General features: G+C 61.5%; 18 protein-coding genes and 5 pseudogenes. 11 read left to right on the forward strand and 12 right to left on the reverse strand.

Translation table 11 applies throughout. The annotated features are described in order from the left end of the window. Nucleotides 1-90: 90 nt before the first annotated feature. Complete coding sequence (locus AB3X96_RS30570) at nucleotides 91-1,374, forward strand: MFS transporter (RefSeq protein WP_368592709.1); 1,284 nt, start codon at nucleotides 91-93, stop codon at nucleotides 1,372-1,374. A 696-nt stretch (nucleotides 1,375-2,070) separates the two neighbouring features. Here the strand turns inward: AB3X96_RS30570 and AB3X96_RS30575 are convergent. The 4 genes from AB3X96_RS30575 to AB3X96_RS30590 all read right to left on the reverse strand — a co-directional run bounded on the left by AB3X96_RS30575 (nucleotide 2,071) and on the right by AB3X96_RS30590 (nucleotide 5,665). Next, entirely contained in the window at nucleotides 2,071-2,277 is a 207-nt protein-coding gene (locus tag AB3X96_RS30575; RefSeq protein ID WP_368592643.1) for a hypothetical protein, read from the reverse strand. A 1,206-nt stretch (nucleotides 2,278-3,483) separates the two neighbouring features. Continuing rightward, complete coding sequence (locus AB3X96_RS30580; protein ID WP_368592644.1) at nucleotides 3,484-4,605, reverse strand: porin; 1,122 nt, start codon at nucleotides 4,603-4,605, stop codon at nucleotides 3,484-3,486. Between the two features lie 243 nt (nucleotides 4,606-4,848). Beyond that, the gene (locus AB3X96_RS30585; RefSeq protein ID WP_368592645.1) at nucleotides 4,849-5,214 is read right to left on the reverse strand and encodes a hypothetical protein; all 366 of its coding nucleotides are present in this window, start codon (nucleotides 5,212-5,214) and stop codon (nucleotides 4,849-4,851) included. Further along, the gene (locus AB3X96_RS30590; RefSeq protein WP_368592646.1) at nucleotides 5,204-5,665 is read right to left on the reverse strand and encodes a hypothetical protein; all 462 of its coding nucleotides are present in this window, start codon (nucleotides 5,663-5,665) and stop codon (nucleotides 5,204-5,206) included. Before AB3X96_RS30590 ends, AB3X96_RS30585 begins: the two co-directional genes overlap by 11 nt. A 557-nt stretch (nucleotides 5,666-6,222) precedes the next feature. Here AB3X96_RS30590 and AB3X96_RS30595 point away from each other — a divergent pair. Continuing rightward, complete coding sequence (locus AB3X96_RS30595) at nucleotides 6,223-6,927, forward strand: GntR family transcriptional regulator (protein ID WP_368592710.1); 705 nt, start codon at nucleotides 6,223-6,225, stop codon at nucleotides 6,925-6,927. A gap of 1,016 nt (nucleotides 6,928-7,943) precedes the next feature. Then, a pseudogene (locus AB3X96_RS30600) lies at nucleotides 7,944-8,775 on the forward strand (DUF932 domain-containing protein). A 203-nt stretch (nucleotides 8,776-8,978) separates the two neighbouring features. Here the strand turns inward: AB3X96_RS30600 and AB3X96_RS30605 are convergent. The 3 genes from AB3X96_RS30605 to AB3X96_RS30615 all read right to left on the reverse strand — a co-directional run bounded on the left by AB3X96_RS30605 (nucleotide 8,979) and on the right by AB3X96_RS30615 (nucleotide 11,842). After that, the gene (locus AB3X96_RS30605) at nucleotides 8,979-9,338 is read right to left on the reverse strand and encodes a hypothetical protein (RefSeq protein ID WP_368592647.1); all 360 of its coding nucleotides are present in this window, start codon (nucleotides 9,336-9,338) and stop codon (nucleotides 8,979-8,981) included. 222 nt (nucleotides 9,339-9,560) lie between these two features. After that, entirely contained in the window at nucleotides 9,561-10,430 is an 870-nt protein-coding gene (locus AB3X96_RS30610) for a hypothetical protein (protein WP_368592648.1), read from the reverse strand. A 398-nt stretch (nucleotides 10,431-10,828) separates the two neighbouring features. Next, the gene (locus AB3X96_RS30615) at nucleotides 10,829-11,842 is read right to left on the reverse strand and encodes an IS110 family transposase (RefSeq protein WP_368592649.1); all 1,014 of its coding nucleotides are present in this window, start codon (nucleotides 11,840-11,842) and stop codon (nucleotides 10,829-10,831) included. Between the two features lie 260 nt (nucleotides 11,843-12,102). Between AB3X96_RS30615 and AB3X96_RS30620 the strand changes: the two are divergent. Continuing rightward, nucleotides 12,103-12,436 (forward strand): annotated as a pseudogene (locus AB3X96_RS30620) (substrate-binding domain-containing protein); the annotation flags it as partial. On the opposite strand, the gene AB3X96_RS30625 reads toward AB3X96_RS30620, so the two are convergent. Both AB3X96_RS30625 and AB3X96_RS30630 read right to left on the reverse strand, forming a co-directional pair. Then, nucleotides 12,426-14,315 carry a thiamine pyrophosphate-binding protein gene (locus tag AB3X96_RS30625; RefSeq protein ID WP_368592711.1) on the reverse strand — a complete coding sequence of 630 codons (1,890 nt, stop codon included), beginning with the start codon at nucleotides 14,313-14,315 and terminating at the stop codon, nucleotides 12,426-12,428. The pseudogene AB3X96_RS30620 and the gene AB3X96_RS30625 sit on opposite strands and share 11 nt — an antisense overlap. Before the next feature lie 336 nt (nucleotides 14,316-14,651). After that, a complete protein-coding gene (locus tag AB3X96_RS30630) occupies nucleotides 14,652-16,310 on the reverse strand; it encodes a methyl-accepting chemotaxis protein (protein WP_368592650.1) in 1,659 nt (552 codons plus the stop codon). 670 nt (nucleotides 16,311-16,980) lie between these two features. Between AB3X96_RS30630 and hflK (AB3X96_RS30635) the strand changes: the two genes are divergently transcribed. From hflK (AB3X96_RS30635) to AB3X96_RS30660, 6 genes and pseudogenes are all read left to right on the forward strand, one after another. Further along, entirely contained in the window at nucleotides 16,981-18,876 is a 1,896-nt protein-coding gene (gene hflK, locus AB3X96_RS30635) for a protease modulator HflK (protein WP_368592651.1), read from the forward strand. Nucleotides 18,877-18,969: 93 nt separating this feature from the next. Continuing rightward, a complete protein-coding gene (gene hflC, locus AB3X96_RS30640) occupies nucleotides 18,970-20,010 on the forward strand; it encodes a protease modulator HflC (protein ID WP_368592652.1) in 1,041 nt (346 codons plus the stop codon). Beyond that, a complete protein-coding gene (gene hflK / locus AB3X96_RS30645; protein ID WP_368592653.1) occupies nucleotides 20,007-21,050 on the forward strand; it encodes a protease modulator HflK in 1,044 nt (347 codons plus the stop codon). Before hflC ends, hflK (AB3X96_RS30645) begins: the two co-directional genes overlap by 4 nt. Then, nucleotides 21,047-22,999, forward strand: coding sequence for a heavy metal translocating P-type ATPase (locus AB3X96_RS30650; protein ID WP_368592654.1), 1,953 nt, complete (start codon nucleotides 21,047-21,049; stop codon nucleotides 22,997-22,999). The genes hflK (AB3X96_RS30645) and AB3X96_RS30650 overlap by 4 nt, the downstream gene beginning before the upstream one ends. 238 nt (nucleotides 23,000-23,237) lie before the next feature. Continuing rightward, nucleotides 23,238-23,588 (forward strand): annotated as a pseudogene (locus AB3X96_RS30655) (Tn3 family transposase); the annotation flags it as partial. A 29-nt stretch (nucleotides 23,589-23,617) separates the two neighbouring features. Continuing rightward, a pseudogene (locus AB3X96_RS30660) lies at nucleotides 23,618-23,800 on the forward strand (transposase); the annotation flags it as partial. Nucleotides 23,801-23,993: 193 nt separating this feature from the next. Here the strand turns inward: AB3X96_RS30660 and AB3X96_RS30665 are convergent. The 3 genes and pseudogenes from AB3X96_RS30665 to AB3X96_RS30675 all read right to left on the reverse strand — a co-directional run. Continuing rightward, nucleotides 23,994-24,926 carry a PstS family phosphate ABC transporter substrate-binding protein gene (locus AB3X96_RS30665; RefSeq protein ID WP_368592655.1) on the reverse strand — a complete coding sequence of 311 codons (933 nt, stop codon included), beginning with the start codon at nucleotides 24,924-24,926 and terminating at the stop codon, nucleotides 23,994-23,996. Next, nucleotides 24,895-25,743, reverse strand: a complete 849-nt coding sequence (locus AB3X96_RS30670; protein ID WP_368592656.1) for a hypothetical protein — start codon at nucleotides 25,741-25,743, stop codon at nucleotides 24,895-24,897. Before AB3X96_RS30670 ends, AB3X96_RS30665 begins: the two co-directional genes overlap by 32 nt. A 155-nt stretch (nucleotides 25,744-25,898) precedes the next feature. Then, nucleotides 25,899-26,551, reverse strand: a pseudogene (locus AB3X96_RS30675) (tyrosine-type recombinase/integrase); the annotation flags it as partial. Here AB3X96_RS30675 and AB3X96_RS30680 point away from each other — a divergent pair. Beyond that, entirely contained in the window at nucleotides 26,535-26,735 is a 201-nt protein-coding gene (locus AB3X96_RS30680) for a hypothetical protein (protein WP_368592657.1), read from the forward strand. The pseudogene AB3X96_RS30675 and the gene AB3X96_RS30680 sit on opposite strands and share 17 nt — an antisense overlap. The last annotated feature ends 50 nt before the right edge of the window (nucleotides 26,736-26,785 follow it).

The raw sequence follows: 26,785 nt of genomic DNA on the forward strand, positions 1-26,785 counted from the left end.
CCATCACACAGATGCCGGCTGACGCCTGACAAAAATCCTGGAGACACCATGCCTCATCATCGTTCCGTCATCAGCACGTCTTCGCCGTCGATGACTTCAGCCGTCTCATCCAGCAAACCGTTGTCGAAACCGTGGGCTATTGGTGCCATCACGGTTGGCAGCGGTCTCGAACTCTACGACTCGGTCGTCTACAACTTCTTTGCCACGCTGATCGGTCCACAATATTTTCCACTGACCGACCCTCTCGGCCAGTTACTGTTCTCTTTTGCCGCCTTCGGCGTCGGCTATCTGATGCGACCGATTGGCGGATTGGTGATCGGCGCCTACGCCGACCGCGTCGGCCGCAAGCCTGCCGTGGTGCTCACCCTGTGGCTGATGGCGTTGAGCGCCACGATGCTCGTGCTGGCACCAACCTACGCCCAGATCGGTCTGGCCGCGCCGGTCATCATGACGATCGCACGTCTGCTTCAGGGTTTCGCGATTGGCGGCGAGATGGGACCGGCTAGCGCGATGTTGCTCGAATACGCCGACGATAAGTCACGCGGGTTCTATACGAGCTGGCAGCCCTTCAGTCAGGGTCTCGCGGCGATCTTCGCGGCCCTCGTTGCTCTTTCATTGACCAACTTTCTGCCGCAGTCCGCGCTGTCATCGTGGGGTTGGCGCATTTCGTTCGTAATCGGCATTCTGGTGATTCCGCTCAGCGTGATGATCCGCTCCCGTCTGGACGAGACGCTGGTTCCCACCAAGTGGGGCGAAAGCGACGCGATCTCCCACGGCCGCCTGCTGAAGGAGCACCGGCGGGAGCTCGTTGCCAGTGTGCTGCTGATGATTGGACTGGCATCGGCCGTGCATATCGTTGTTTTCTATCTCCCCAATTACGGCGCGATCCAGCTTCACCTTCCGCTTTCGCAATCGATCTGGGCAGGCTTCGTGGGCTCGGTGGCGCTTACCCTGCTCTCACCGTTCGCCGGCTGGCTCAGCGATCGCATCGGGCGCCGCAAGGTCGTGTGGTGGTCACGCGTCGCGATGCTGGCCATGATCTATCCGGCGTTTTATGCGCTCAATAACCTGCATTCTCTGACTTGCCTGCTGATCGTCGCCGGCTTCCTCGCCGTACCGATGGCCATGACCTCCGCCTCGACCCTGGTGCTGGTCAGCGAGGTGCTGCCGCAGCGGCTGCGTGCGACGGGATTGTCGGTCAGCTACTACGTTGCAGTCGTGATCTTTGGGAGCTTCTCGCAATTCTTCTCGACCTTGCTGATCCATTTGACAAAGGATCCCAACGCCCCCGCTTACTATGTGATCGGCTGCGGTTTGATATCGCTCGTCGGTCTCGCGATGGTTCACGAAACGAAGGGACGTCGGCTGGCATAGTTTTCGAAAGGCTGGTGCATGTCTGCTTTAGTGCGCTCCCAACAAGCAGCGGGAGCGCACTGCAAGGCCATCTCTGTCGCTGGAGAACATGAGCCGTGCATTTCCATCAAACGAATGTGACGCCGCACCATACCGCCAGTGGCGAATCTATCCAGGAACCCGCCGCAACCCTACGTGCGTACGATATGCCAACGGCCGGTTGCGGTGTTCAAGTCTCCGTCTGCGATCGCCAGATGCCGTTGGTGTAACCGCAGCCCGCCAGCGCATTGATCAGGCATTACCGGTAAGCCGGTTTGTCTCGCGAGCATGACGACCGTGAGCGACGTGAACGGTGTCAGTTCGGAAAATTCGAGTTGCACGGCGTTTCTGGAGCAACGGTCGGATTACCTGCTAACCAAACGACAGAATGCGGAAACGCCACGGTGCGACGCATAGAATCGCGCAGTACGGCTAGCGGCGGGTGCAATTCACATGCGTGGTCGACGCGCGGAACAGCTGGCCGTCGAACTGGTCGGCCCACCCAAGGAAGAACTCAAACATTTCCGCGGCTATCCCAGCTTTGCTAGCAGCTATCGCAAATCGGCTCGCGAGTCGAGGTCGCTTCGGAGCGAGCGGCCCGTTGTCCTTCCTCACTCTGGCGGCAACAGGATTGGGGGGCGCGCCACATGCGTCTTCCCATACGCTTCCTTTTGCGCTTCATGTGCGAAGATTCACGCTGCTGCGCATCGGCGGCGCCACCGGCCCGATAGCCGACGGACTTTTCCCCGTTGCTGGATCGCATAGCTGGAACTCGTCGACGGCGGCCTGCACGAGTCCGCCGTCTGAATACGATCCGATCTCCTCGTGCCGTGCAACAAATTCAGCAAGAGGTTCGAACGGACTTTCTACCGTTGACTGCTGCATTGGTTCGCTCCGATCAGATCTGGTTTGAGTCTCTCGCTCACAGGCTGCGATGTCGCCGGCTGTTGCTATCGAAAGCTGACGCGGCGCGCTCTAGCGTCAGAAGGTACCCAAGGGCTTGCGCGCGCTGCGGGCGTCCGGCGGAGTCGCGCGGGACGATGCATCCGCGTGTTTCCCTTGAACGGGTGCTACCCCGGGAGATTTGCCCAATCCGGTCAAGGTCGGGGAAGCGGGAAATCTGGTTAGCGTGGGGCAGAAAGAATGCGAGCAGAACGGGTGCCGCGGTTGCACTGTGAGCCGAATGTGATCGGCGGAAGATAAAATTTGAATTCGCGCAAAGGGAAAAACGCCCTTCGAGAACGACTTTCTCTGAGGTACAGCTGCATCAATACGCAGTGCCGGCGTCTGTCGCAGCGATGCGACGCCGATCGTCAATCGCACATCGAAGTGTGGCGGAATGCCCGCGAAGCGCCTAAGAGATGGGCCTGCCTTAGCCCGGTCTCCAGTTTCCAACCCTTGCTTCGCGAGCCACAGTTGAATCAGCTCAGCGATCTGGGTGGGGTTTCGGAAGTGACGCTCTCAATGATGCAATGCGCAAACGCATCGCCGTGCGTTACGACGTAACAGCCCCGATGCGGCCGCTGGAATCCTGGTAACGTCCCGCCTACGATTCCGGTCAACGACGGAAGTCCATCCTGCTTCGACATGCAGATGAAAATGCGACGCCACACCAGACGATGACTCGGTGAATTCCGAACTTGTCCATCAATATGCCGATGGTGGACTACCCACAGCCATGCTGAGCAGCGTAGCCGAGAGGAAAGCGACTTTTCCGTACAGCCCCATCCGCACTCTGCCGCGAGTGGTCGAGCGAAGATGCGAGGTGCCGCGCAAAATGCCCGCAACCCCGCTTATTCCGGTGCCGACCACTGTCGAAACATACCTCTGCGGCCCAAGGAGTCGGATACCCTGCCGAGCCATCCTGTCACCCCTTCGCAATGAGCGTCCATTACATAAATATGTTGCGATTCGACTGCTCTCACATTGCGCGGGGTACGGCTTGCGAAGGTGATCACGCGATACGCGAGCCACGCCGTGCCGCCGATTCGGTTCTCCTTGTTACAGGTCCGCCGGTTCGCACACCCATGCGCTGATCCGCGCGGCGGGTACACTCACGTAGTCCGCCGGACGGCGCCCAAGCCCAGCGCCTCAAAACATGTGGCGAATGCCGATTTCCGCTCCGAACTGATTGGCGCCAGGCGCAGGCGCGGCAGGCACCGTGCTCGCCGCGGAGACTGAATAGATGCCGCCCTTCCCGTTGTTCTTCATGTAGGAGAGCACGCTGTACACCGCAGTGCGTTTGCTGAAGTTGTAGTTGACGCGCACCGTGCCGAGCGTGCCGTCGGCGTCGAACGCAGCGTTGTCGATCCGCGAGATCTGCGCTTCGAAAGTCCAGGCGTGAAAGGGGTAGGTCGCACCAAGATATTCAAGGTCGGTAGTGGCCGATCTCACGTCCCCCTGAATGCGCCGGTGCAGCCAGCCCGCGCCCAGTTGCACGGGCCCGACGAACAGCTTTGCGGCAATCTGGTATCGGCGATCAGTATCGGCCGACTTGGTGAAAGCGATGCCAGGCAAGCCCGGAACTACCGTTACGGGTGCCGCACCGGCTCCGCCGCGCTGTTCGTCGTAGGTAGTCGCGATGCCCCATGCGTTGCCGTCATACTTGAGCATGGCGGACACAGCGCGACAGGCAAGAAAATCATTGCCGCTCTGGCCTGGGCAATTGCCTGCCGGCGACGAATCACGACCGAACGAATAGCTCGCGCCTACGGTCAAGCCGGCGAACGTGCCGAGATACACTACGTCGCTATCGAAACGTGCCGCCAGCAGGTAAGGATCGAACGAAGCCAGACCGCCCATCGCGCCTGCGCCAAGGATGTTCGAATCATACATTCCCCAAGCCGTCATGCTGTACTGGCGCCCGAAGGAGACTTGCCCCCAAGGTCCAGCCAGTCCGGTGTAAGCCTGCCGGCCGAACAACCGACCGCCCTGCTGCAACGACCCATTCGACATCGAAAAACCACTCTCTAACGTGAAAATGGCCCTTAACCCGTTGCCCAGGTCCTCCGTACCTTTGATGCCCCAGCGCGAAGGCGTGTCGCCACCGCCAATCACTGGCATTCGCACAACGGTTCCTCCCGTTGGCGTCGCATGCGTGATGTATTCAATTCCGGTATCGACGATCCCGTACAACGTGACCGAGTTTTGAGCAAACACCGGTACTGATGTCATCGCGCAAGCCGCAAGGGCGGCTATCTCCTTCTTCTTCATTTGATCTCCTTTTCTGTGGAAGGCAATTCACCTTTCACCAATTCACGACTGTTCACCGCGCGCCAAGGCAAGGTGTACGGAAGCGGATCCATACATCGACAATCCTTTCGCACGCGTCCTTAGTACGTCGAAGCGTATGATCCGTATTTATTGATTTTCTTGCGGCTCAACCATGCCCAGCGATAGCTGGGACCGCCGTGTCGATGGCTTTTTTCCATCGAATACGGCCGCGCAATCAGTGCGTCAGCGGATGTTTTCTGCCTTGCGACGAATGACCGACAGCAACTCGAGCGCTCGATCCGCTGCAGCCTTGGCCCCCGGCCGGTTTCCGCGCACGTATGGCGGACGCAAATCCTCGATTTCGGAGAGCGCCTTGACCATCTCTCCGTCGGCGACGCATAGACGTCGGTACTCGTTCACCGTCAGTAGATAAGTGTGGAATACGTCGATGCCTGGACCCGTTGCACCTGTTCCGTGCAGGGCTGCGTTCAGCCAATGCGTGCCTGCGAGCATCGCCCCCTCGATCTTCATTTCGCAGTCGTCGTCGGCGCACTTTTTCAGGGATTGCTCGATGCGCCGTGCAGCTTCGAGATGTTTCTCAATGTCCATGTGCGTCTCCTTGCAGGCGCTCGTTCAAAAGCCGCTGGCACCGCGCAAGCGCTGCGTCGCATTCGGCGACGATGGCTGCCGTCGGTATCAGGCCTTCGCGCACGCACGGATCGCGGTATCGTTCTACGGTCTCCATCAGGTGCATCATCGATTCGATGTCTTCTGGTACCGCAGCCTCGATTACCGGGCGACCTACATGAAGGATGTCGCCGAGCGGTCGGAATTCGGTCGTCAGCGAGCCGTCGGCGTGGGGCACGAGATAAACCCCCGGCTGCGTCGGATGGATGTCGTCGCACGCGGTAATTCCTGCGCAATGGAGCGCGGCATTGACCGCATGGGTACCTGCGGTCATGCCGGCCCAAAACCAAAGTTCGAAGTCGACGAGCGGGTCGAAGCGATTGCGCAGCAACTCCAGTCTCGCGATCTTCTCCAGGTGGGACTTCACATTCATTTGATCAAAACCTCATTCCGCGTGGCCCAACACATTGCGTCCCCATGTCTGCAAGATAAGGCGCGTCGCACACGCGAGTCAACTCTTCTATATAGGAGTTAAGGGAAACTCCTATATAGAACATGTTGGTTAGACAGTATTTCCTCTTGATTTAAGTGGAATTAAGCATTACATTCATGTATAGGATTTGCGCCCGGTTTCCAAGCCTAGGGTTCTTGACGATAAGGTGACCTCGGGGCGCTCTACTCCGGACGACGGTTGACCTGCTTTCCGCGAAGGGCAGACATCACTAACCTTGTCGCACCGAAAGTCTCAGGGGGACAGCCACCCCGAGCGATGCACAGGTTCCGTGCTTCGGCGCAAGCGGTCACCGGCCCTTCGGCAAAGTGATGCGTCCACGCTGCAGCGTGTGGCAATATCAACTCGTTGTGGCAAAGGAACTACATCGGCTAGACCGGCGTCCTGATAAGGCGCGTGAGGAGTTGGATGTTCCACTGGCACGTCCCGCCGTCAGGGAGATCGTTCAGGCTGATTTCAACGCAGTGTTTGGGAAAAAAATGACAAAACTATCCATGGTGTCGGAGTCGATCATCCGGCACATCGAAACCGGGGGCCTTCGCGAGGGCGACCGGCTCCCCTCGGAGGGGGAACTGGCGGCCCAGCATGGCGTGAGCGTAGGCACCGTTCAGAAGGCGCTCATGCAACTCGTGCATTCCGGGCTCATCACGCGCGAACAGGGACGCGGAACATTCGTGTCGGGCGCGCGCGTGGCACCCGCAGACGTTCGCTATCTGCGCTTTCGCGATGCGGACGGCAATGACTTGCCCTCCTATGTTCATCCGCGCTCAGTCAAACGCCTTAAGCGCAAAGGCCCTTGGTCCGACTTCCTGGGAGGCGAAGGGTACGTCCGCATCGATCGTGTCATCAGCGTGGCTGGCCGGTTCGATCTATATACCGAATTCTGGATGCGCGATGAAGATTTCTCGGAACTGGGCGGGCTCGATCGCGCAGCACTTGAACGAAACTTGCGAGAACTCGTCGCCCAGCGTCTGTCATTGCCGACGCAGCACGTTGACCAGTGGATCCGGTTTGACACGCTGCCTGACGTTGTCGCGAAAGAGTTGAAGATTGCAGGCGGCGAGCCAGGGTTCATCATGGAATTGCGCGGATATACGCTGCGTAACCGTCCGCTCTACTTTCAGACAGTTTATTCTGGACCGTTCTCCGACCGGCTGGTTGTTATGCGCGAAAGCGGCCAATGAGCCCGCGCTGTTTTGGTGCGAGTTCGGCTGAACCTACGGTGTTGCCATTGAGCGTCTCGGAAATGAAGCTCGCAATGAAAACGCACGGAGTCGTCGAATGACTGCTTCATGACCGGCAATTTCTGCAGCGCGGCCATAATCTGGTTGGCGGCGCGCCGCCCTTCAGAGATCCGAGTCTAGCCATACGTTTGTGTTCGACCTGTCAGATGGTCGTGTGATCGACAGCTGCTGTCGTGCCAACAGCGCCTGAACCGTGCTTGCCCCCCGACTGCGAGGCAATTGACACGGACGATCGGGTGTTTTATGGAGACCGAATGCAGGAGTCCCTGCATTACTTGCGCAATTAAACGCCGGTTAGAGACGTGCCCCGACAGGACCGAGTCACGGGTCTGACGTCAGCAAAGCATGACCACAGCGGCCATTGGCAAATGTTGCGCCAGCGGCAGCTATGGCCGAAGACCGGCCCCACGTCGCGGTGTCGGCAAGTTCCCGATCCCTTCGCTAAGCGAGGCCGGCGGCCGCGCGGCCGTGGGAGCGGAAGGCTACATGACTGCCATCAGTCCGAGGACCACGGGCGCATTTTGGCCAGCACACACCCACGATCGTGAATAACCGGACGGCCCCAGTCGTCGGTCGCCCACTCCAGGCACAGCAGTCAACCCCATCGCTTTGTAGCGAGAGGTGGCCTACGGGGCCGCGCCCGTAGGACCGCACCTGCATGCCCGGTCAACCCGAGGCATGGCATGCGCCGGCTCCCAGCTTCCCGCCCTTGACCCGCGACCGTAGCCGATAGCGGACACGTATCAAGGGGCGATGGACCGTGTTGCCCGCACCCCTCCCTCGCCTTTTTCCTTGACACACGCCCGCTGTCGGCTCCTCCAGTCGCACTGGCGGGAACCCGGGAGCCAGGCGGTAGCAACTCCAACCCCGAGTTCCACCGGGAAGTGTCCAGCCGCAATAGCAAGACACCTCCCCTCGCCCGGTTCAGGTCCTCAACCTTGACTGTGGAGATTGCCATGCAACTCGCTTCCTCTTTCCATTACGGCTCCCCGATGCTGCGCGCTGAGTCGCCTCTCTCAGACGACCAGATTCGCCGGGTTGCTCCCTCCATCTTCGCGCACGGCAAGCACGAAAGCCGTTCCGAACGCTACACCTACATTCCCACCATCGACGTCCTGCGCGGCCTGCGCAACGAAGGGTTTCAGCCGTTCATGATCTGCCAGACCCGCGTACGCGATCAGGGCAAGCGCGAATTCACCAAACACATGCTGCGGCTTCGCCACGCCGACCAGATCTCCGGCGAGGAAGCCGACGAAATGGTGCTGCTGAACTCGCACGACGGCACCAGCAGTTACCAGATGCTGGCGGGCACATTCCGGTTTGTCTGCCAGAACGGCATGGTCGCGGGCGAGAACATCGCCGACATCCGCGTCCCACACAAAGGCAACGTCATCCAGAACGTGATCAATGGCGCATTCGACGTGCTCGACGGCTTCGACCTGATCCGCGAGCAGAAGGACGGCATGCGCAACGTCGAGCTGAACCGCGACGAGCAGCATGCATTCGCCCGCTCCGCCCTTGCGCTGCGCTACGACCCCACCGACGCCGAGGCACCGCCCCCCGTCACTGAAAGCCAGCTACTGGTGCCCCCGCCGTTTCGAGGATCGCCGCGACGACCTCTGGACCGTATTCAACCGCGTGCAGGAAAACCTCACGAACGGCGGGCTGCACGGACGCTCGCACAGCGGACGCGCCATGTCGACTCGCCCCATCACTGGCATCGACCAGAACGTGAAGCTCAACCGCGCGCGTCCACGTGTTTTTTGTTCCCAAATACCAGCGAGCTAGCTTGAACTGCGCTCGCTGCGCCAACCGACGAGCGTATGCGCCAGCCTGCTGCGTCTTCGCCCGCCGCCTTTTGATCAATGTTATCTAACCGCCGTGAAACAGCGCTGGACGCCGCCGCGATTTCCCAGTCCGCCGCATTTTTCGAGCAAGTGCGAGAGCACTAAATCGTGAACCCTCCTGCAACACGATGAGCTGCGCCAATCTCACGATGGGACTTTCAGATAACTCGTGAAAGGCCCTTTATAAGTCGCGATACCATCAACTGTTCGGCCAACAACCGCAGCTTTCGGAACACTGATCTTGATGCACATTAACTGCTCGGATCGCTTCTGGTCCTGAGCACGCAACTTGTCAAGAAGTAGCTGATCACATCCATTTGGAAGAGCGACCTTAACCTGATTGATGTCGACTGGCTGGGTTTGGGAAAGCCACAAAACATCTCCCACACGGTCTATCACTTTCCCAGTTGCCGCCGTGGCCACCGTCGCATGACGGTCTTTCAGTGCATCCTTGTGTTTCGCCTCTGCGACTGTATCTGAACGTTTTACCAGCAGTTCAAGCATTACAGTTGAACCCAGTCGCTCAAGTATGTTGACATCCCGCAAGCGAAACGGTCGACGCGTGGCGGTTTCCGAAACCCAGCATATTAACCACCATTTTTGGCAACATCAGCGCGTTTCGACCTTGTAGCGGGAGGAACACAATAACCACGGCAAATGTCGCGAGAGCTAGCCATGAGCGCGCCTTCCAGCCTGAAGCTGCAAACGCCGCCCAGTTCAGCATGATTACGAGGCTTCCACCAACGAAAGCCACGTAAACTTGGGTCGCCTCGGTGAAGCATCGATTATCACCAGGAAAATGATCACACCAATCATTGAGACAAAGCAAAACACAGCGGTGGCAATGAGTTTCGCTATGACTAACCTAGCGGTTTCATTTCTGACGAGCAACCTCCGCGTCTCTCCTGCGAGGTTCGCCTCACGACGCTTGCGCGTTGCCAAGCCAAGAGCAATTGTGATTACTGCCGCAGCGATGCCTACCGAAACAGCGGTGGTCAAAACGGCGTCGCCAGAGAGCAGACTTTGACACTGCGCCATCATAAGGGCTACAAACGCGGATGACCTTGGCACAATCTGATGCTGGACAGCGGATCCACCCGGTGTCGCTGGAATGATGACCAAGCCAGCCCAATATGCGATCAAGAGCACTGCGAGAAATGCAACTGCGCCTCCCAGCGCGCCACAGAGGAGATATTTCAACACTCGACGGCCCCTTCGCCAGTCGAGTAGCACTAGTGCAACAGATGACCAGAGCGCTACCTTGTATGCGACGCCAGCGACACCTGGGGTTGTCGGAGCAAACCGCATATCGAAAGGCTTGAATAAAAATCCAGCCCACAGGATGACATCCAGGAGCGTCACGCCAATGATAAATTTTCCCCGGAAGAGATATGTCGCATTCTTATCAAAGTCATCCTTATCGTTCGAATAGAACTCCGTGATCGCTTTTCGAGTCGAGAGCCCGGCAAAGAGCAGATATCCGATGATCGCTAGCGAGAAAAACTTACCAACTAGAAACGACGAGATCAAAGCGCCGGTCATATCCGCTAGTGTGAAGTCCGGAACATCGCCCGCACTTAGATCGTAGACACCCATTAGCGGACCCGGTGTCAAGTGAGCAAACAACACCCTCGACTGCGTGTGCAGCCGATTTCGATTGCACTGACCGAATGCAGTAGCCGAGCGCACCCGTTTCTTCGATTCATGGCTGCGACGGATCGCGCCAGACACCCATCAGGTTCAAGCGATCGGCGTACATCGATTGCCTGTCGCCCTGGTGGCTCTGCCACCCCAGAAGAACGTTGGTGCCGCAACGCGTCCATTGGGTTCGCACAATAGTCGTGATTGCCGGACGTCCGGCACCAATCCAGGGCTGGCTCGCGTTGCAGGCGATCCGCGTTACTGCACATCGGGGACGGCGGCACGGCATCCCATTCAATTGGGTGGCTTTTCGCCAGTCAACGATCAGGGCTTGCCGGTCGCCGTCGTAACGCTTATGTGAAGCAGCGGGTCACATCAAATGGCTTTCGCTCCTTCAGCATGTGGAAGCACGCACGGGCGAGCTTGTGGGCCAGTGCCTTGCGGGCGATCACTGAATTCGTTTTGGCTTTCTTGCACTCGTAGAACTGCCTGGCTTCGGTGCTAAAGTGCATCGCGAAGTTGGCCGCCTCGATGAATGCCCAGCACAGGTATGGATTTCCATTCCTGGTATTGCCCTCGCTTTTTTTCTTGCCGTTGCTCATGCGCTGGCTGTCCACGCACCGCGCATAGGAGGCGAAGTTGCCAGCGCTGGCGAAGCGTTCGATGGTCCCGGTTTCCAGCACGATCACGGTGGCAAGCGTCTGGCCAATGCCAGGTACCGTGGTCAGGAGGGTGTAGTCCGGACGTGGCGCGACCTTTTCGTGAAGACGCTTTTCCACGATGGCGATCTGTGCGGAGAGCGTCGCGATGACCGCGACGTTCGCTCGGACCGCGAGCGCCACGTCGTCTGGGAGATGCAGCTGGTCGACAGTGGTCTGGTCCAGTTGCTTGACCTGATTGCTCGTGATTCGCGTACCGGACTGACGCGCCGTAATGTTCTCAACGGCGAGAATGTGGCTGGTGCGGCTGCGCACCAGTTGCATGCGTTTGCGGGCCAGGTCGCGCACCTCACGGTGCTTCGCCGGCAGAATGGTGCCGGTAGGCAGGATGCCCAGGCGCAGCAGGTGGGCCAGATAGCGCGCGTCGGTCTCGTCACCGCTGTGCTTGAGCCCGTCGTATTTCTTGATCGCGGTGGTGTTGGCCAGATGGACCACGTAGCCGGCCGTCTGCAGGCCGTCTACAAGCCAGTACCAGTTGAACGTGGATTCGACCACGACGCCGGCCAGCCCGGTTCGCCACGGAGCAAGGAACGCCAGGATCCTCGCCAGGTCGTTCGGCAGGCGTTTTTCGGCGACCACGCGGTCCGTTTCGTCGATCACGCTCACCACGCTATTGTTCGAATGCAGGTCAATGCCGCTATAGTTCATGATGACCTCCTTCCGGTTAAAGCTGTTTCGGCAAACTCACTTTAACCTCGTCGCCCGGCAGGGCGGCGGGAGGAGGTCCGCTAGATGATTTTCAAATATAGGCAGGGCACCAACAACGAGGATGGAGGTAGCGAACAATCCCCTGTTCTCTTTAACCAGCTCGAATTTTGTTTTGAAGTCGAGATTTTCAGATTTTATTCGATAGCTTTATATTCAATTGCGTAATTTGATAAACTTTTGGACTACAAATGGTGTTGCAGTTCGAGGGTCAAACAACACTCGATTTCTGCCGGCGGGCCCTGCATGCGCTCTGGCAGGAGCCGGACCGCGCCCTGCGGCGGCGATCTGCGGCAACGATCGAATTGCGATGGGCGTTTTGCGGGAGGCAGAAGAACTCGATATCGCGATTCCTGAGCAGCTTTCGGACACCGGCTCCGACGGTCTCGCGATCGCGCGCGAAGCGCGGCCGCCCCTGACGACGGTGCACGTGGACACGCGCGAGATCGGCACGCTCGCCCGAAGCATCTGCTCCATGCGCTGGACGGGCGAGCGACGCAACATGCGCTCTTCGAAGGAACTCAATTCAAACGATGATCTCGCATGACTCGTCGTCGCCAACGTCGGCACGATCGCCGGTGAGCCGCCTCACATCGAACTCGAGTTCGACGGCCTCACCGTGAGTGGTGGCTTGCGCATAGTACCGGTTCGGTGCGGGAAAGACGCCCGTCTTCACTTCTATCAGGAATGGCCCCTCGTGTTGCATCGCTTCGCTGAGGGCTCCTTCCAACTCGTCAAGGTGCTCGACATTGCGCGCCGCTACACCGAGTGAGGACGCAAAAGCCGTCCAGTCATGACTGGGCAGCCGGGTGAACTGTTCCGAAATCGAACCATTGCCGACCGCGTCGATATGGATTGCGCCATGTGCGGCGTTATTCAAAACGACATAAATCACCTTGACGCGATATCGGGCTGCGGTCTGAATTTCTATTCCATGCATCATCATGCAACCGTCACCGGTCACGACAACGCACGGCCGTTCTGGTGCAGCAAGCTTGACGCCGATTCCAGCGGCAATAGCCCACCCCATCGGCGCGAGAGAGCTCGACGAAAAATAGTTGCCCATTCCCGACGACAGCCAATAGTGAGCCATGAATATTCGATGAGCACCGGAGTCCACGACGACATTGCTGTCCTTCGGCAGCAGCCGGCACAGACGCTTCACCACGTCCCCAGGATAGAGCCGTTGATCGCTATCTGAAACCTGCCCCCCGGCTTGCTCGAATTGATAATCGTACAGGGCAGTCGTGTTGAGGTCGGCCACCCATGCCTTTCTTTTTTCCCGCACCTGCCGGAACCCGGCGCCCGTTTCCACCTTCTTTTCGGCCAGCAAGCGGAAGGACGCGCCAATTCCCGAAAAAATCGTTCCTTGAGCGATGTGGCCAGTAGCGGGCGGATCGAAGCTGTCGTCGAAGACGATCACCTCTTTGCCCGCGAGCAACTTTCTGCTCCAGTTCATGCTGTCGCGTTGATTCAGGTCGCTGCCGAACACGATCAGGGCGTCGAGTTCGTCGGTGTTGATCGCGCGAACCGCCCTGGAGTGGCTGGCGAATCCATAGACGCCGAGCGCGAGGGGGTGCTCCTCAGGAAACGCCCCCTTTCCTGAAAGCGTCGTCGCAACAGGTATATGGAATTTTTCGGCTACCTCGAGAAGTGCCTGTGCCGTTCGCGCATCGTTGCCACGGCTTCCGATTAGAAACGCGACCCTCTTCGACCCGAGCAGGTACTGGTCGCACAAGGCATCCAACGCTGCGCGGTTGGCGGGAACTTCGCGTGCGTTGAATTCGCTTTGGTAGTACGGTGTGCGCGCGGCCTCCTGACTACCCGGAACATCCTGTTGCTGTACATCGACAGGAATGCTGACAAATGATCGCGCCCGACGCATCCAGTTCAGCCCGTCCGTCGCGCGGCGCATTTCGGCCTGAATGTTGCCCTTGTTCTTGAGATCAACGACATCTTCCATCAGGCCCCTCACCACGGCACTTTCGAAGATGCCGCCCTGAGTACCGTCCTGGAACGCGCCTTTGCCTTCCGCGCCCGACGAGACGCCCCCGGCGATATAAAGCACTGGGATCCGGTCTGCCTGGGCGGCTGCCATTCCGGGCACGAAATTCATGGTGCCCGGCCCGGAAATGCCCACACAGACGCCGAATTTCCGGCTCGCCCGCGCATAACCGTCTGCCATGAAAGCGCTGCCTGTTTCATGGGCGCCGACGATCGCGCGGATCGTTGGCGATTCGTCAATGGCCTTGAGCAGCGGGTAGATCAGCTTCCCGGGGACCAGAAAGACATGATCTATTTTTGCTACCTCCAACGACTTCACGACCGTTTTCGATACATTGAGAGACGCGTGCGATCCCATAGTTTTTGTCACGATCCGAACAGAACCCGTTAGTCGAATCTCGCCGTTTCTCATCCGGTCGTCACCTGCAGCAGCTTGCATGGACTAAGTGACGAAGCCTGCGTCAACCGGCATGGAGACGGCAAGACGGCCTTTAGTGCGCTGCACACCGACTGCAGTCGCATCTCGCGTTGCTTCTTCGAACCCGCGTCATCGGCGAGCCCGTGTCTCCATCCATGTCGCTTCCTCCCCGGCGACCTCACGGCTCGCATGCGCCGGTCCAGTCGCCGAAGGCAATGGCTCGAGGGGTTGCCACTCGTGCGCAGCGTTTAGCTCGCTGCGTCAGCCCGCTTCGCCCCTAGTCGTTTTTCCTGCACGTTCGCCCGCGAAAGAACGAACGACTTTCACTGCCTACGCGGTGATAACAGCCGAGGACGCTGAATGTCTCGGCGGCATCCGCTGTGGATCCTTGCGTGGCGTCATCGCTTGCGATGCACTTACCTGCCCGCTGGCGACCTTGAAGAAAGAGACCGCGTCCCGGAGGCTTTCTGCCTGCTGCGCCATGTTCTGTGCTGCGGCCGAAGCTTCTTCCACGAGCGCAGCGTTCTGCTGGGTGACCTGGTCCATCTGGTTAACTGCCTGATTCACCTGCTCGATACCGCTGCTCTGCTCGCTCGATGCCGACGAAATCTCGCCCACGATGTCCGTCACGCGCTTTACCGACGTGACGATCTCCTTGATCGCTCCACCAGCTTCTTCGACGAGCATCGAGCCAGCCTCCACCCGGCCGACCGAGGCGGAGATCAACTCCTTGATTTCCTTTGCAGCGGTAGCGCTGCGCTGCGCGAGCGTGCGGACTTCACCGGCGACCACAGCGAAGCCACGTCCCTGTTCACCAGCGCGAGCCGCCTCGACCGCAGCGTTCAGCGCCAGGATGTTGGTCTGGAAGGCGATGCCCTCGATCGCACCAATAATCTCGGACATCCTGGTCGAACTGGCGGTGATGTCGCGCATGGTCTCGACTACCCGCCCGACAATTTCGCCGCCCCGCTGTGCAACGTTCGAGGCGGTGCCCGCGAGCGTTGCGGCCTGCTTCGCATTGTCCGTGTTGTGACGGACCGTTGCGGTCAGCTCTTCCATGCTCGATGCCGTTTCTTCAAGAGAGGCCGCCTGCTGCTCCGTGCGGCTCGACAGATCCTGATTACCTTGCGCGAGCTGCGCACTTGCTGCGGCCACACCTTCGGCGTTCTCGCGCACGTCCGAGACGACCCGCATCAGGGCATCGCACATTGCCTTCAGCGATGCCATCAGGCTGCTAGTGTCGCCGGGACGCAGATCGATCCTGACATTCAGGTCACCGGCAGCGACGCTTCTGGCGAGCGCCGCGGCCGTCGCCGGTTCAGTTCCCAACTGACGCGTCACGCTACGCATCATCCAGACTCCAATTCCCAGGCCGATCAAAACGGACATCGCCACCAGAACAAACATCAGATTGCGGCTTTCACCGTATACCGCGTCGTTGGCCTCGGCGGTTTTTTGCGCATCGCCCTGTTTGAGAATCACGAGGTTGCCCATCAGGACCAGGGTCCTGAAGCCCTTATGGTGGTACTCGCCCAAAAGGTAATCAGTCAGCCCGTCCCGGTCCTGTGGCCCGGCTGCATTGATCCTGGCTTTGAATTCGTTGAACGCCTGGATGTAGTCCTGCCAGCCCTGGTCGAGTTCGGTGAAGGTGGCCTTGCCCTTCTCCGTGTAGACGAGGGGTTCGGCCTGGTTAAGGTGATCGCGTGCCGACGCGAGGGCTTTTTCAGCCTGACCCATCGAGGTAGTCCGCTGCTCGGGCGTGGGAGCGAGGATGGCATTGCGCAGGTATGTACCGACTCTCAGGACGTCGGCGTTTGCCTGCTGAATGAGGTTGAGCCCGACGAGATCCTGCCGATAGGTTTTGTCTGCGTTTGCACTGATTTGCGACATATTGCGCAGGCCAATTGCACTGACGATGGCACTGATGGTCGAGACCAGCACAAAGGCGGTGATCAGTTTGGCGCCGAGTTTCATATTGCTGAAATTCATAATTCGCTTTCTCAGGACAACAATGGAACCGCAAGTGCGCCCCGAGTTGCGAACAGATGCATCTCATCCCTACTTGCGATTGACGTCTGACAAAGCAGCGCCGGTCTGGACGACCGGGACCCTGCCAGAACCTCACATAAGGGTTAACGGCAGTGCCGCAGCATTCTTCAGATCAATTGTTCAAGCCGAGAATTTCTTTAAGTTTTCTTTCGCGATGAAAGGAAGTCGGCAAAGGAATTCCACCGGGCTTGATCCAAAGAACCGATGGCAGGAGTGCGGCGTCTGACGCAAGGGACAAAGCATCAAGCGCGCGATCGGTCCGGCAATGGGTGACTGTTACGACGATGTTGCGAAGTCACTGACAACGTTGTTCCAACCGGACGCGGCCAGGTAATCGCACTTCTCATTTTCATCAAGCCGTTTAAAGCCATCTTTAAAAATCTAGATTAATAGTGAAATTCAAAATTCCTCATCAATCTATACCTGCCTGCCCGCAAAGCCTTGCCGCGATTGGCTCAACATTCTCCATCACGAATTTCTCCCGGTAAGCGCGGATACCCCCACTCGCGTTGCTCACCTTGAGTTTCATCATCCGTCGCGCTACATTGCCGCTCGCAGAATTCCGCACGGACTCCTGCGCACTCTGTAACTCGTACGTAAGGAAGCTCCGATGGGGCAACAGGCGGAAGGCAACGACGACACTCCCTGCAGCCCGGCCGGCCGCGACGCGTTCGCGCCGGTCGCAAGGGCCGCCGCGTTGCTGGTCGCAGCGCTCGCCACGCTGAGCGCCGTGGACTTCCTGCCCGTAGACCTGCGCTGGTGCGCGCCGCTCGCCAGCGCATGGTGCAACGTGCTCGTCGTCGCGATCGGCGTGCTGCTCGCCGATCGTGCACGCCGCCATCCGCCGCAGGGCTCGGCGGCCGGCCTGCTCAAGAACTGGCTGCGCAGCGCATTCAGCCACAAGCAGGAGGCGCAGCAAGTCGACAATCCGTGGCCGGCGATCTCCGCCGCGATCGACTGGCGGCCGTGGGCCGTCACCGCCGGCGGTGCGTTCTCCGTCGCGCTTGCCGCGCTCGCGTGGCAGCCGCCGTCACCCGCGATGCTGGTTCGCGCAATGGCTGCGCCCGAACCCACGCTCGCGGCCGGTGCGGCCTGCATCGTCCTCGCCTTTCTTACACTGGTCGCCGAACGCCATCATGCGGCGGCCGCCAGCGGTTCGGCGGTATCCGCGTCGCTCACCCGGGTGTTGCGTGTCGCGCTCGTCACCGCGCTCGGGGGTGCGCTGGCCGCCGGATGGTTCGCATTCCGGCACCTCACGGCCGACTGGCTCTTGCAGGCGGTCGCGCTGCTCAATGCAGCCGTCGCCGCCGAACTGGCTCTGCGCGGCGTGCTGTCGTGGTTTGCAGTGCCGTGCGGCGCCGTCGTGCCGACCAGCGCGATCGCCGGGCTGCTGAGCCGGCGCCCGTCGCCGTTCGCGTCGCTCGGCGCCGAACTGCGCCATCGGTACGGCGTCGATCTGCGGCAGAGCTGGGGCTGGCGGAGCTTCGTGCGGCTGCTGCCGGGCGCGCTGGCCGCCACCGTTGCGTGCGCGTGGCTCCTCACCGCCGTCGTCGTGCTGAACCCGGGGCAGCGCGCGGTATATGAACGGTTCGGCGCGCCGGTCGCGGTCTGGCAGCCGGGCCTGCACGTCGGTTTGCCCTGGCCGTTCGGGCGCGCACGCATCGTCGACAACGGCGCGGTGCACCAGGTCGCGATCGCGGGCAGCGCGAATGACGGTAGCGCCGATACGACGTCCGAGCCAGCCGATGGGCCGACGCCCGAACGCCTCGACCGTCTGTGGGATGTGCCGCATCCGTGGGAAACCACCCAGGTAATCGCCGGCGCGAACGGCGACCGCCAGAACTTCCAGATCGTCAACGCCGACGTCCGGGTCGACTACCGGCTCGGGCTGACCGATGCCGACGCGCGCTCGGCGCTCTATCGCACGATCGACCCGGAAAGCACGGTGCGCACGAGCGCCAATCGCGAACTCGTGCACTACCTCGCGTCGCATACGCTCGAATCGCTGCTGGAAACCAATCAGGCCGCGATGGCCGATCAGTTGAAGCGCGCGATCCAGCAGCAGCTCGACCGGCTGCAAAGCGGCGTCGACGTGATCGCGGTCGTGATCGAGAGCGTGCATCCGCCGACCGGTGCGGCCGCCGCTTTCCACGACGTGCAGGCCGCGCAGATTCGCGCGCAGGGCAGCGTCGCGCAGGCACGCGGCTTCGCGGCCGGCTTGCTCGGCAACGCGCAGCAGCAGGGCCTCGAACGGGTCGCGCACGCCGAAGCGCAGGCCGTCGATATGGTGTCGTCGGCGCACGTGCAGCAGATCGATTTCGACGCCGATCTGGTCGCGTACCGGCTCGGCGGCCCCGCGTTTCCGTTCGAGTATTACCTCGACCGGCTGCAACGCGGCCTGCGCAACCCGCGCATGACGATCATCGACGACCGGCTTGCCGACGGCTCGCGGGCGACCGTCGATCTTCGCAATACTCCTGCCGGCGATCTGGCCGGCATCCATTGACATGTCGCGGCGATATCCGCACGGGCGGCGCAACACGGCGGCAGGCCGTGCCGCCGCCCCGCACGCGGACGACGCTGCACCCGGGGCGACATCGTGAGTCTGTTTCATTCGCACGCGCATGATCATGCGCACCACGGCCATGGCCACGACCACCAGCACGTGCATCACGGCGCACCGCAGCCGCCCGGCGCGTTCCGCCTGCGCGTCGCCGTCGCGCTGCTGTGCGTGCTGGTCGCGCTCGCGGTTGCGAGCTTCGTACAGGTGCGCGCCGGCGAGGCATCGGTCGTCACACGCTTCGGGCGGCCCGTGCGCGTGCTGCTCGAACCCGGGCTCGAGTGGCGCCTGCCTGCGCCGATCGATGCGGTGACGCCCGTCGACCTGCGCCTGCACACCACGTCGAGCGGCCTGCAGGACGTCGGCACCCGCGACGGGCTACGCATCATCGTGGAGGCGTACGTCGCGTGGCGCGTGCCAGCCGATGCGCGCGACATCGGGCGCTTCATGCGCGCAGTCGGCAACGAGCCGGACGAAGCGGCGCGGCAGATCCGCTCGCTCGTCGGCTCCGCGCTGCAAACGACGTCCGCCGGATACGATCTGGCGTCGCTCGTGAACACCGATCCGGCCCAGGTGAAGATCGGTGAATTCGAAGATGCACTGCGCCGGCAGATCGACGCGCAGCTTTATGCGGCTTACGGGGTGCGCGTTGCCCAGGTCGGACTCGAACGGCTCACGCTGCCGGCCGCCACGCTTGCCGCGACGGTCGACCGGATGAGCGCCGAACGCGAGACCGTCGCCGCGCAGCGTACCGCGGACGGCAATCGCGAGGCCGCGCAGATCCGCTCGGACGCCGAGCGCGACGCGCGCATCGCGCTGGCCGATGCGAACGTGAAAGCCGCCGGCATCGAAGCGCAGTCGCGCAAGGACGCGGCCGACATCTACGGCAAGAGCTATGCGGGCAACCCGCACCTGTACACGATGCTGCGTTCGCTCGACACGCTGAACGCGGTGGTCGGCACTAATACGAACCTGATCCTGCGCACCGACGCCGCGCCGTTCCGCGTGCTCGTGCAGGGCCCGACCGACGGGTCGGGGCAGGCGCCGCCGGCACCCAAAGCGCACGAGGCCGCGCGATGAGCGAGCCGTCCGCACCGCCGCTCGGGCCGGGCGCGCAGGCCGTGCGCCTGTCGTTCTGGTTCATCGCCGCGCTCGCGGTGCTCGCCGCAGGCACATGGGCCGGCTCAAACATCCGGCGGATTCCGGCGGACAGCCGCGCGGTCGTAATGCGTTTCGGCGCGCTCGTGCGCACCCAGGACGCCGGGCTCGTGATCGCGTGGCCGCAGCCGTTCGAATCGGTCCTGCTCGTGCCGGGCGCCGCGCGCGTGCTCGAGCAGCGGATCCGCTCGCTCGACCGCGATCCGCGGGCGCTCGCGCCATCCGCGCAGGGTGTCGCGCGATTGCCCGACGCGTTGGCTGGTTCAGGCTACGTGCTGACCGGCGACGGCGGCGCGGTCGCGTTGAGCGCGGTGCTCTATTACCGGGTCAGCGATCCGTACGCGTATGTGCTGCAGCAGGACCGTCTCGATGCGGCGCTCGAGCGGATCGTGTCCGCGTCGGCCGTCGAGGTCGCGGCGACCCGCGATCTCGACGCGATCCTGGTCGCACGGCCCGAGCAACTGGCCGCCGACCGGCAGATGGCCGCGCGTCGCGAACGGTTGCGCGGCGATCTCGCCGACGCGATCGCGCGGCACCTGCGCGCACTCGACGCGGCGCACGCGGGGCTCGGCGTCGAAGTTGCGCGCGTCGACGTGCAGCCCGCGTTTCCCGGCGCGGCGGCCGACGCGTTCAACGCGGTGCTGACGTCGCTGCAGGTCGCCGAGCGCACCATCGCCGAAGCACGCACCGCCGCCGAACAGCGGCGCCAGGACGCGCAGCAGGATGCCGACCGGATCGTGCAGGACGCGCAGGCCCACGCGGCCGAACGCGTCGCGACCGCGCAGACCGACACGCTTGAAATCCGGCAACTCGCTGCAACGCTCCGCGAGAAGGGCGATCCGGGGCTGCTGGCACGGCTGTATCGCGATCGCGTGCAGCGGGTGCTGTCGAAAGCCGGGCGCGTGACGACGATCGATCCGCACGACACCTCGAACCTGATCCTGCCAGGAAACGCCCGATGAATTCGCTCGCCGAACCGGCCACGCAGCCGGACGCCGCTCCCGCAGGTACGGCGGCCTACGCGCTGTCCTCCGACGAGCGCCGCACGATCACGGGGCAGATCGCGCTGGCGCTGCTCGCGGGCGGCCTGCTCGTGCTGTCGTTCGCGTGGCGCATGCGGTCGGGGGGCGGAGAAACGCTCGCGCGACTCCTCGCCGCGCTCGCATCGCTGATCGTCGCGGGGCCGGTGTTCGCGAGTGCGTGGCACAGCCTGCGTGCGCCGAGCCTGCACGGCGTGACCGATCGCCTGATCGCGCTCGCGATGCTGGCCGCGTGGGCGATCGGCGACATGACGACGGCCGCGCTGCTGCCGATCGTGATGACGTTCGGCCATGCGCTCGAAGAGCGCAGCGTGCTGGGCTCGCAGAAAGCCATCCGCGCGCTCGGCCGGCTGACGGCCGGCCGTGTGCGCCGCATCGGCGCCGACGGCAGCGTGGTCGAAGTCGCGTACGACGCGTTGCGCGCGGGCGACCGCATTGAAGTGGTGGCCGGCGCCCGCATTCCGGTCGACGGCATCGTGGTGGCAGGCACGTCGAGCGTCGACAACGGGCCGATCACCGGCGAATCCGTGCCGCACGACATCGATGCGGGCAGCGCCGTTTATGGCGGCGCACTGAATCTCGACGGTGTGCTGCGCATCGAAGTCACGCACACCGGCAAGGATTCGACGCTCGGCAAGATCATCGCGCTGATGCAGCATGCGGAGCAGGCGAAACCGCCCGTCACGCAGGTGCTCGAGCGGCATATGGGCGCGTATCTCGCGCTCGTCCTGCTGATCGCGGCGATCGTCTGGTTCACGTCCGCGAATGCATCGGCGATGCTCGCGGTCATCGTGGCCGCGTGCCCGTGCGCGCTGGTGCTCGCCGCGCCGTCCACGGCCATTGCCGGGATCGCGGTCGGCGCGCGGCACGGCATCCTGCTTCGCAATGCCGCGTTCCTCGACAAGATCGCCGACGTCGATTCGCTCGTGATCGACAAGACGGGCACGCTCACCCGCGGGGAATTGCAGGTCCGGCAGGTGTGGCTGCAGCCCGGTGTCGACGCCGCGCAGGCGCGTGCGCTGGCCGCGCGGCTCGGCGAAAGCAGCGCGCATCCGGCGAGCCGCGCGCTCGTCCGTGATGCCGCCGCGTCCGGCCTCACGGGCGCCGCTGTTGCGCCGTTCGAACGCACGCGGGAATTGCGCGGGCTCGGCGTCGTCGCCGACACGCCGGCCGGCACGGCGGTACTCGGCCGGCCCACGCTGCTGGCCGACCATGCCGGTGACTTGCCGCCGGCCCCTGACGGTTTCGACGGGCCGCTCGTCGGACTCGTGCTCGGCGGGCGGCTGCTCGCGTGGTTCGGTTTTGCCGACACACTGCGGCCCGACGCGCGCGAAGCGCTCGCCGAGCTGCGGACGCTGGGCCTCGCGCGGCAGACGCTGCTGACGGGCGACCTCGAGCGCGTCGCTGGCAAAGTCGCGGCCGAGACGGGTATCGAGACGGTGGTCGCACAGGCGCTGCCGCACGACAAGCTCGATTACGTGATGCGCGAGATCGGCGCGGGCCTGCATCCGCTCGTCGTCGGCGACGGGCTGAACGACGTGCTGGCGATCAAGGCCGGCTCGACGAGCATCGCGATGGGCGAGCGCGGCGTCGACATTGCGATCGCGTCGGCCGACATCGTGCTGCTGGGCGACGATCTGCGGCGGATTCCGACCTGCATCCGCCTTGGCCGGCAATGCCGGCGCACGGCGACGACCAATGCGGCGATCGGCCTCGCGTGGACGCTCGCGGTGATCGCGCTCGCCGCGACCGGCATGCTCGGCGCAGTGTGGGCCGCGATCCTGCACAACGTCGGCACGTTCATCGTGATCGCCAACGCGGGCCGTCTGCTGCGGATCGACGACTCCCCTAGCTCGGCGTTCGCTCCTTAGCTTCTGTCCAGGACCGACCTCGTAAGGCAGGCTTAAGACCGCACGACGGTCCGGCAAGCACGCTCTGCTATCGAATACCGGCAGCAACTGGTCGCGATAAAGGCGCTGGTTCACGGTAGCGAGCGCACGGCGCAAGAACGTCTCGACGATATTGACAAGCTGCTTGAGGACCTCGTAGACAGGCCACCGGCAAGTCACGCCGCCAGCGTACGTGAAACGCTCACCGACGATCACCACCGCTATGATCCCGCAACTGGACCCGGCGCACATTTCAGCGGCAATGCGCTTCCTTGAAATGCCCGGTCGGCTGCCGCGTGCCAATGACCGCGTGGTTGAATTCCAGCGCACGCATCCGACTACGGAACGCTGGGGTAACGGACGGCAGGCATCGAGCGACTCCATGAGTCTGGATACGTCACCGTATCTGTTTTATGCGCGGGTCGATCCGCGACGTCGCACCGACTCGGTAGGCATGTACACGCACGTACTGGATCAGCACGGCATTGTCTGTAACCAGCCCATCGTGCTGAACGAACGCCAGGCTGGCGTGGCGATCGAGGGCGTGATCCGTCACAACGAGAACCGTGACGACGGTGGCCTCTGGACGCGATATACGATGAAATCGAACGTCTGAAGGCTGGAATTCGAGCCAGGATCGAACACCCGTTTCGCGTCATCAAAAGGCACTTCGGTTATGCGAAGACCCGCTACCGTGGCTTGATGAAAAATACCCCCCAGATCACCGCATTGTTTGCTTTGAGCAACTTGTGGATGGCGCGCAGAGCCCTGCGAAAATCCTGAAATCGCTTCGGCGTTGCCACCCGTTTCGTCGACACAGCCGTGGAGCGGCGGTAATACGAGGGGAACTTCGCCTCCGAAATTGGATCAATGGTCGGGCTGCGACGAATGCGAAAGATCGTCGCGCCGAAAACGACTTCTGCAGACGTTCCTTAACGCCTGTAAATCGTGGACTTCTAACACGGCACATCTGCACCTATTCGATCTTCTTCAACTCTTCGGCAGCCTCGCCCGGTTGGAGTGGCCTGAACCCTGCCTTCCTCATTTCAGGCGATCCGATGATATCCTGCGCATCCTTGGAAAGCAGGAATTCACAATAGGCCTTGAGCCACGGTTCCAACGGCTTGCCGGGGACGCGATTGATATTGATTCCGATCGCCGAGGCCATCGGGTGCAGCGGACCTTTCACTGTCCCATCCGACAGCGTGCCCTTATCGTCGATCACCATAGGTACAAACTTGATCTTTGGGCCGAGGTCACGAAGCCGTTTCCACGTTAGCACGCCAGTCATGGGAGCCTCGTTGTTCCAATAGTCCATCAGGACCACGCCGAAAGCGTCCTGTGCGACCGAGTCGATCGCGCTTTCTTCGGTAGGCATCCACTCCACGCGATTGGTAAACGGCCGTCCACCAAACTTATCGCGCATCTCATCGATCATCGCGAGAATCGCGTCGGTATCCCGAGCCACATAAGGATGAATCGGTACCGGCCCCCAGTCCCCCTGCACGCCGAGTTGTGACCAATGGGTAATGTCGCCTCCCTTACCTCCCGTGGTAAAGATCGCCGCGGCCTGTTCCAGCGTGATCTGCTTGATCGGATTACTCGCGTTCACCCAGATCCCGGTTGACAGCTTGTTGTGTGGATTGCTGTCGTAGCCAATCTTGAGGTAGGTCGGTTCATAGCCGAACCGCTGCACGAACTGGTCTACTTCCGGGCGACGATTTCCGCGGCCGATAGGTCCGAATGCTGACTTCTCGGACGTTAGCCCTTCCACCGCATCGTGGCCCGATGCAATGACCGCAGAAGCGAACAGTCCGGCCAGTCCGTATCTCGACGTTTGCGCAACCGGTTGCTCGCTATTCGCGTTTGCCACCTTGTCACAATGTCGACGCATGTTGCGCTTTGCCATGCCGAAGCGCGTCCGCGCATTGCGGAGCTAAAACCACCGGATTTATCAACCGCCATCCCCGTCCCTCCGGTTCCTGCGCTTCACGCCAGCGCAACCAACTGCGGCCGGGTTTCCTGCGTGATACGCGGTGCGGCCCGTTACGCTCTCCTTCGCGTATGCCTTGTGCGCCTTCTTCCCGCTCTTTCTTCGCCGGTTTTGCAGGCGTTGCATGGCGACCTCCACTCCCTTCGGCTTTCTTATGTACGAAAGCGACTCGCGGCCGACCGGAGTGTCTGCGCCTGATCCGAAAGCGAAAGTGCTGCAGCCGTGGTCTCTCCAACCAGCGCTGCATTCTGCTGCGTCGTTTCGTCCGGTTGCGCAGCAACGATACGTCGCCTAGTCGAGCTATCGAATCAGCGCTTTGCTGTTGAATATGTGCAAGCGCGAGATCGAAATCGAACCATTCGTTCGACGTACTGATCAGGGCATCGGGTCTGTCTATCAACAATCGCCAATGCGGCCACCACAGGAAATCTTCGTAGCAAATTGAAAATGCGGCGCGTCGGCCAGCGATCTCCAGGTACGACTGCATGATGCTACCGCGACTCGCGCTCACGCTGGCCCAAGGACGCCATAGCCCTGCTGGCACGGGCTGCCGACTATCGAAGCGACCTCGCCCGTAGCCGACTACGACCGCACTGTCGGTGTAGCGAAAGAACGGCCTACGATCTTTCCGCGCGGCAAACGACGAGTGCGACACCGGCAGGTCGGCCCCAAAGATCAGCGTACTTCTCGACGCGGCTAGTTGCTGCAAATAGTCCTGCCACCAGTAGCGCATTGCAGGCCGCCACACACCCGCCAACTCTTCCGGCAGCCCAACCACCTTCGCGCCAGCCTCGAATCGCCGCTGGGCAGCCTGCTTCGTCGCTGCGAAACGTGCGTAGAGCGCTTCGTAGTTCCCTTGATCAAGTCTTCCAAGAGAGTAGGCGCGTCGGATGGCGGCATCAAGATTGGCGCATGACTTCGGCCACCAATCCATGCATCGACCATGTTCGCCCACTCCTGCAACATATGCCTCCGTTGGATCGCGTACTCTGCCTTGTTATAGACCGCCCGGACGCCGCGCTGCTCGTGTGCAAGACATTTCTCAATCCAGTCGGAATTGAAACCCGCTTCGTGCAATAACGTCGAAGCGGTGCGACGCAGATCGTGCACGCCGAAATGCTTTAACGGCAGTCCCGCCTTTGCCTTCTTCACAGTGACGTCGATGACGCGATTCAACGTCGTACTCGACATAGGCTTGTCCAGATCGTACCGTGACGGCAAGAGATAGAGCGAACCTCCCGCACAGGTTTTCAACGCAACAAAGAAGTCAAAGGACTGCTGAGACAGATAGATGTTGTGCGGGCGCCGGGCTTTCATACGGGCGGCCGGCACTGTCCATCGTGCGGCACCGAAATCGACCTCATCCGATACCGCGTTCAATAGCTCACTTTTTCGCACCAGCGTCAAAAGTACGAGACGCAGCGCGAGCCGAATCGTGGGAAGCGTGCTGACGCGCTCGAGTTGTTCGAAGAAATCCGGATTTCCTGCGGAGCGAGCGAGCGTTCGCGTGCAGCAAAAATCGCGATGGACGCCGCACTGACGCCATCGCGATATCAGCCTTGCCGAAGCACGCGAACGGTGCATCGAGGCAAGCAGCAGTTGCGGGAGGCGAAGACCTTCGGTGATTTTGCAGCGAAGTGGCTCGAGGAATACCGGATGGAAGAGAGCACCCGGGCGATGCGCCAGAGCGTCCTGAACCGCGATGTGCTGCCGCACAGTCGATAGATGGCGAATCTAAAAACGAGCAAAAGCCGCGCACAGCGCGGCTTTTGCCG

The sequence above is a fragment of the Paraburkholderia sp. BR13439 genome (assembly GCF_040948805.1).
GTDB lineage: Bacteria > Pseudomonadota > Gammaproteobacteria > Burkholderiales > Burkholderiaceae > Paraburkholderia > Paraburkholderia youngii.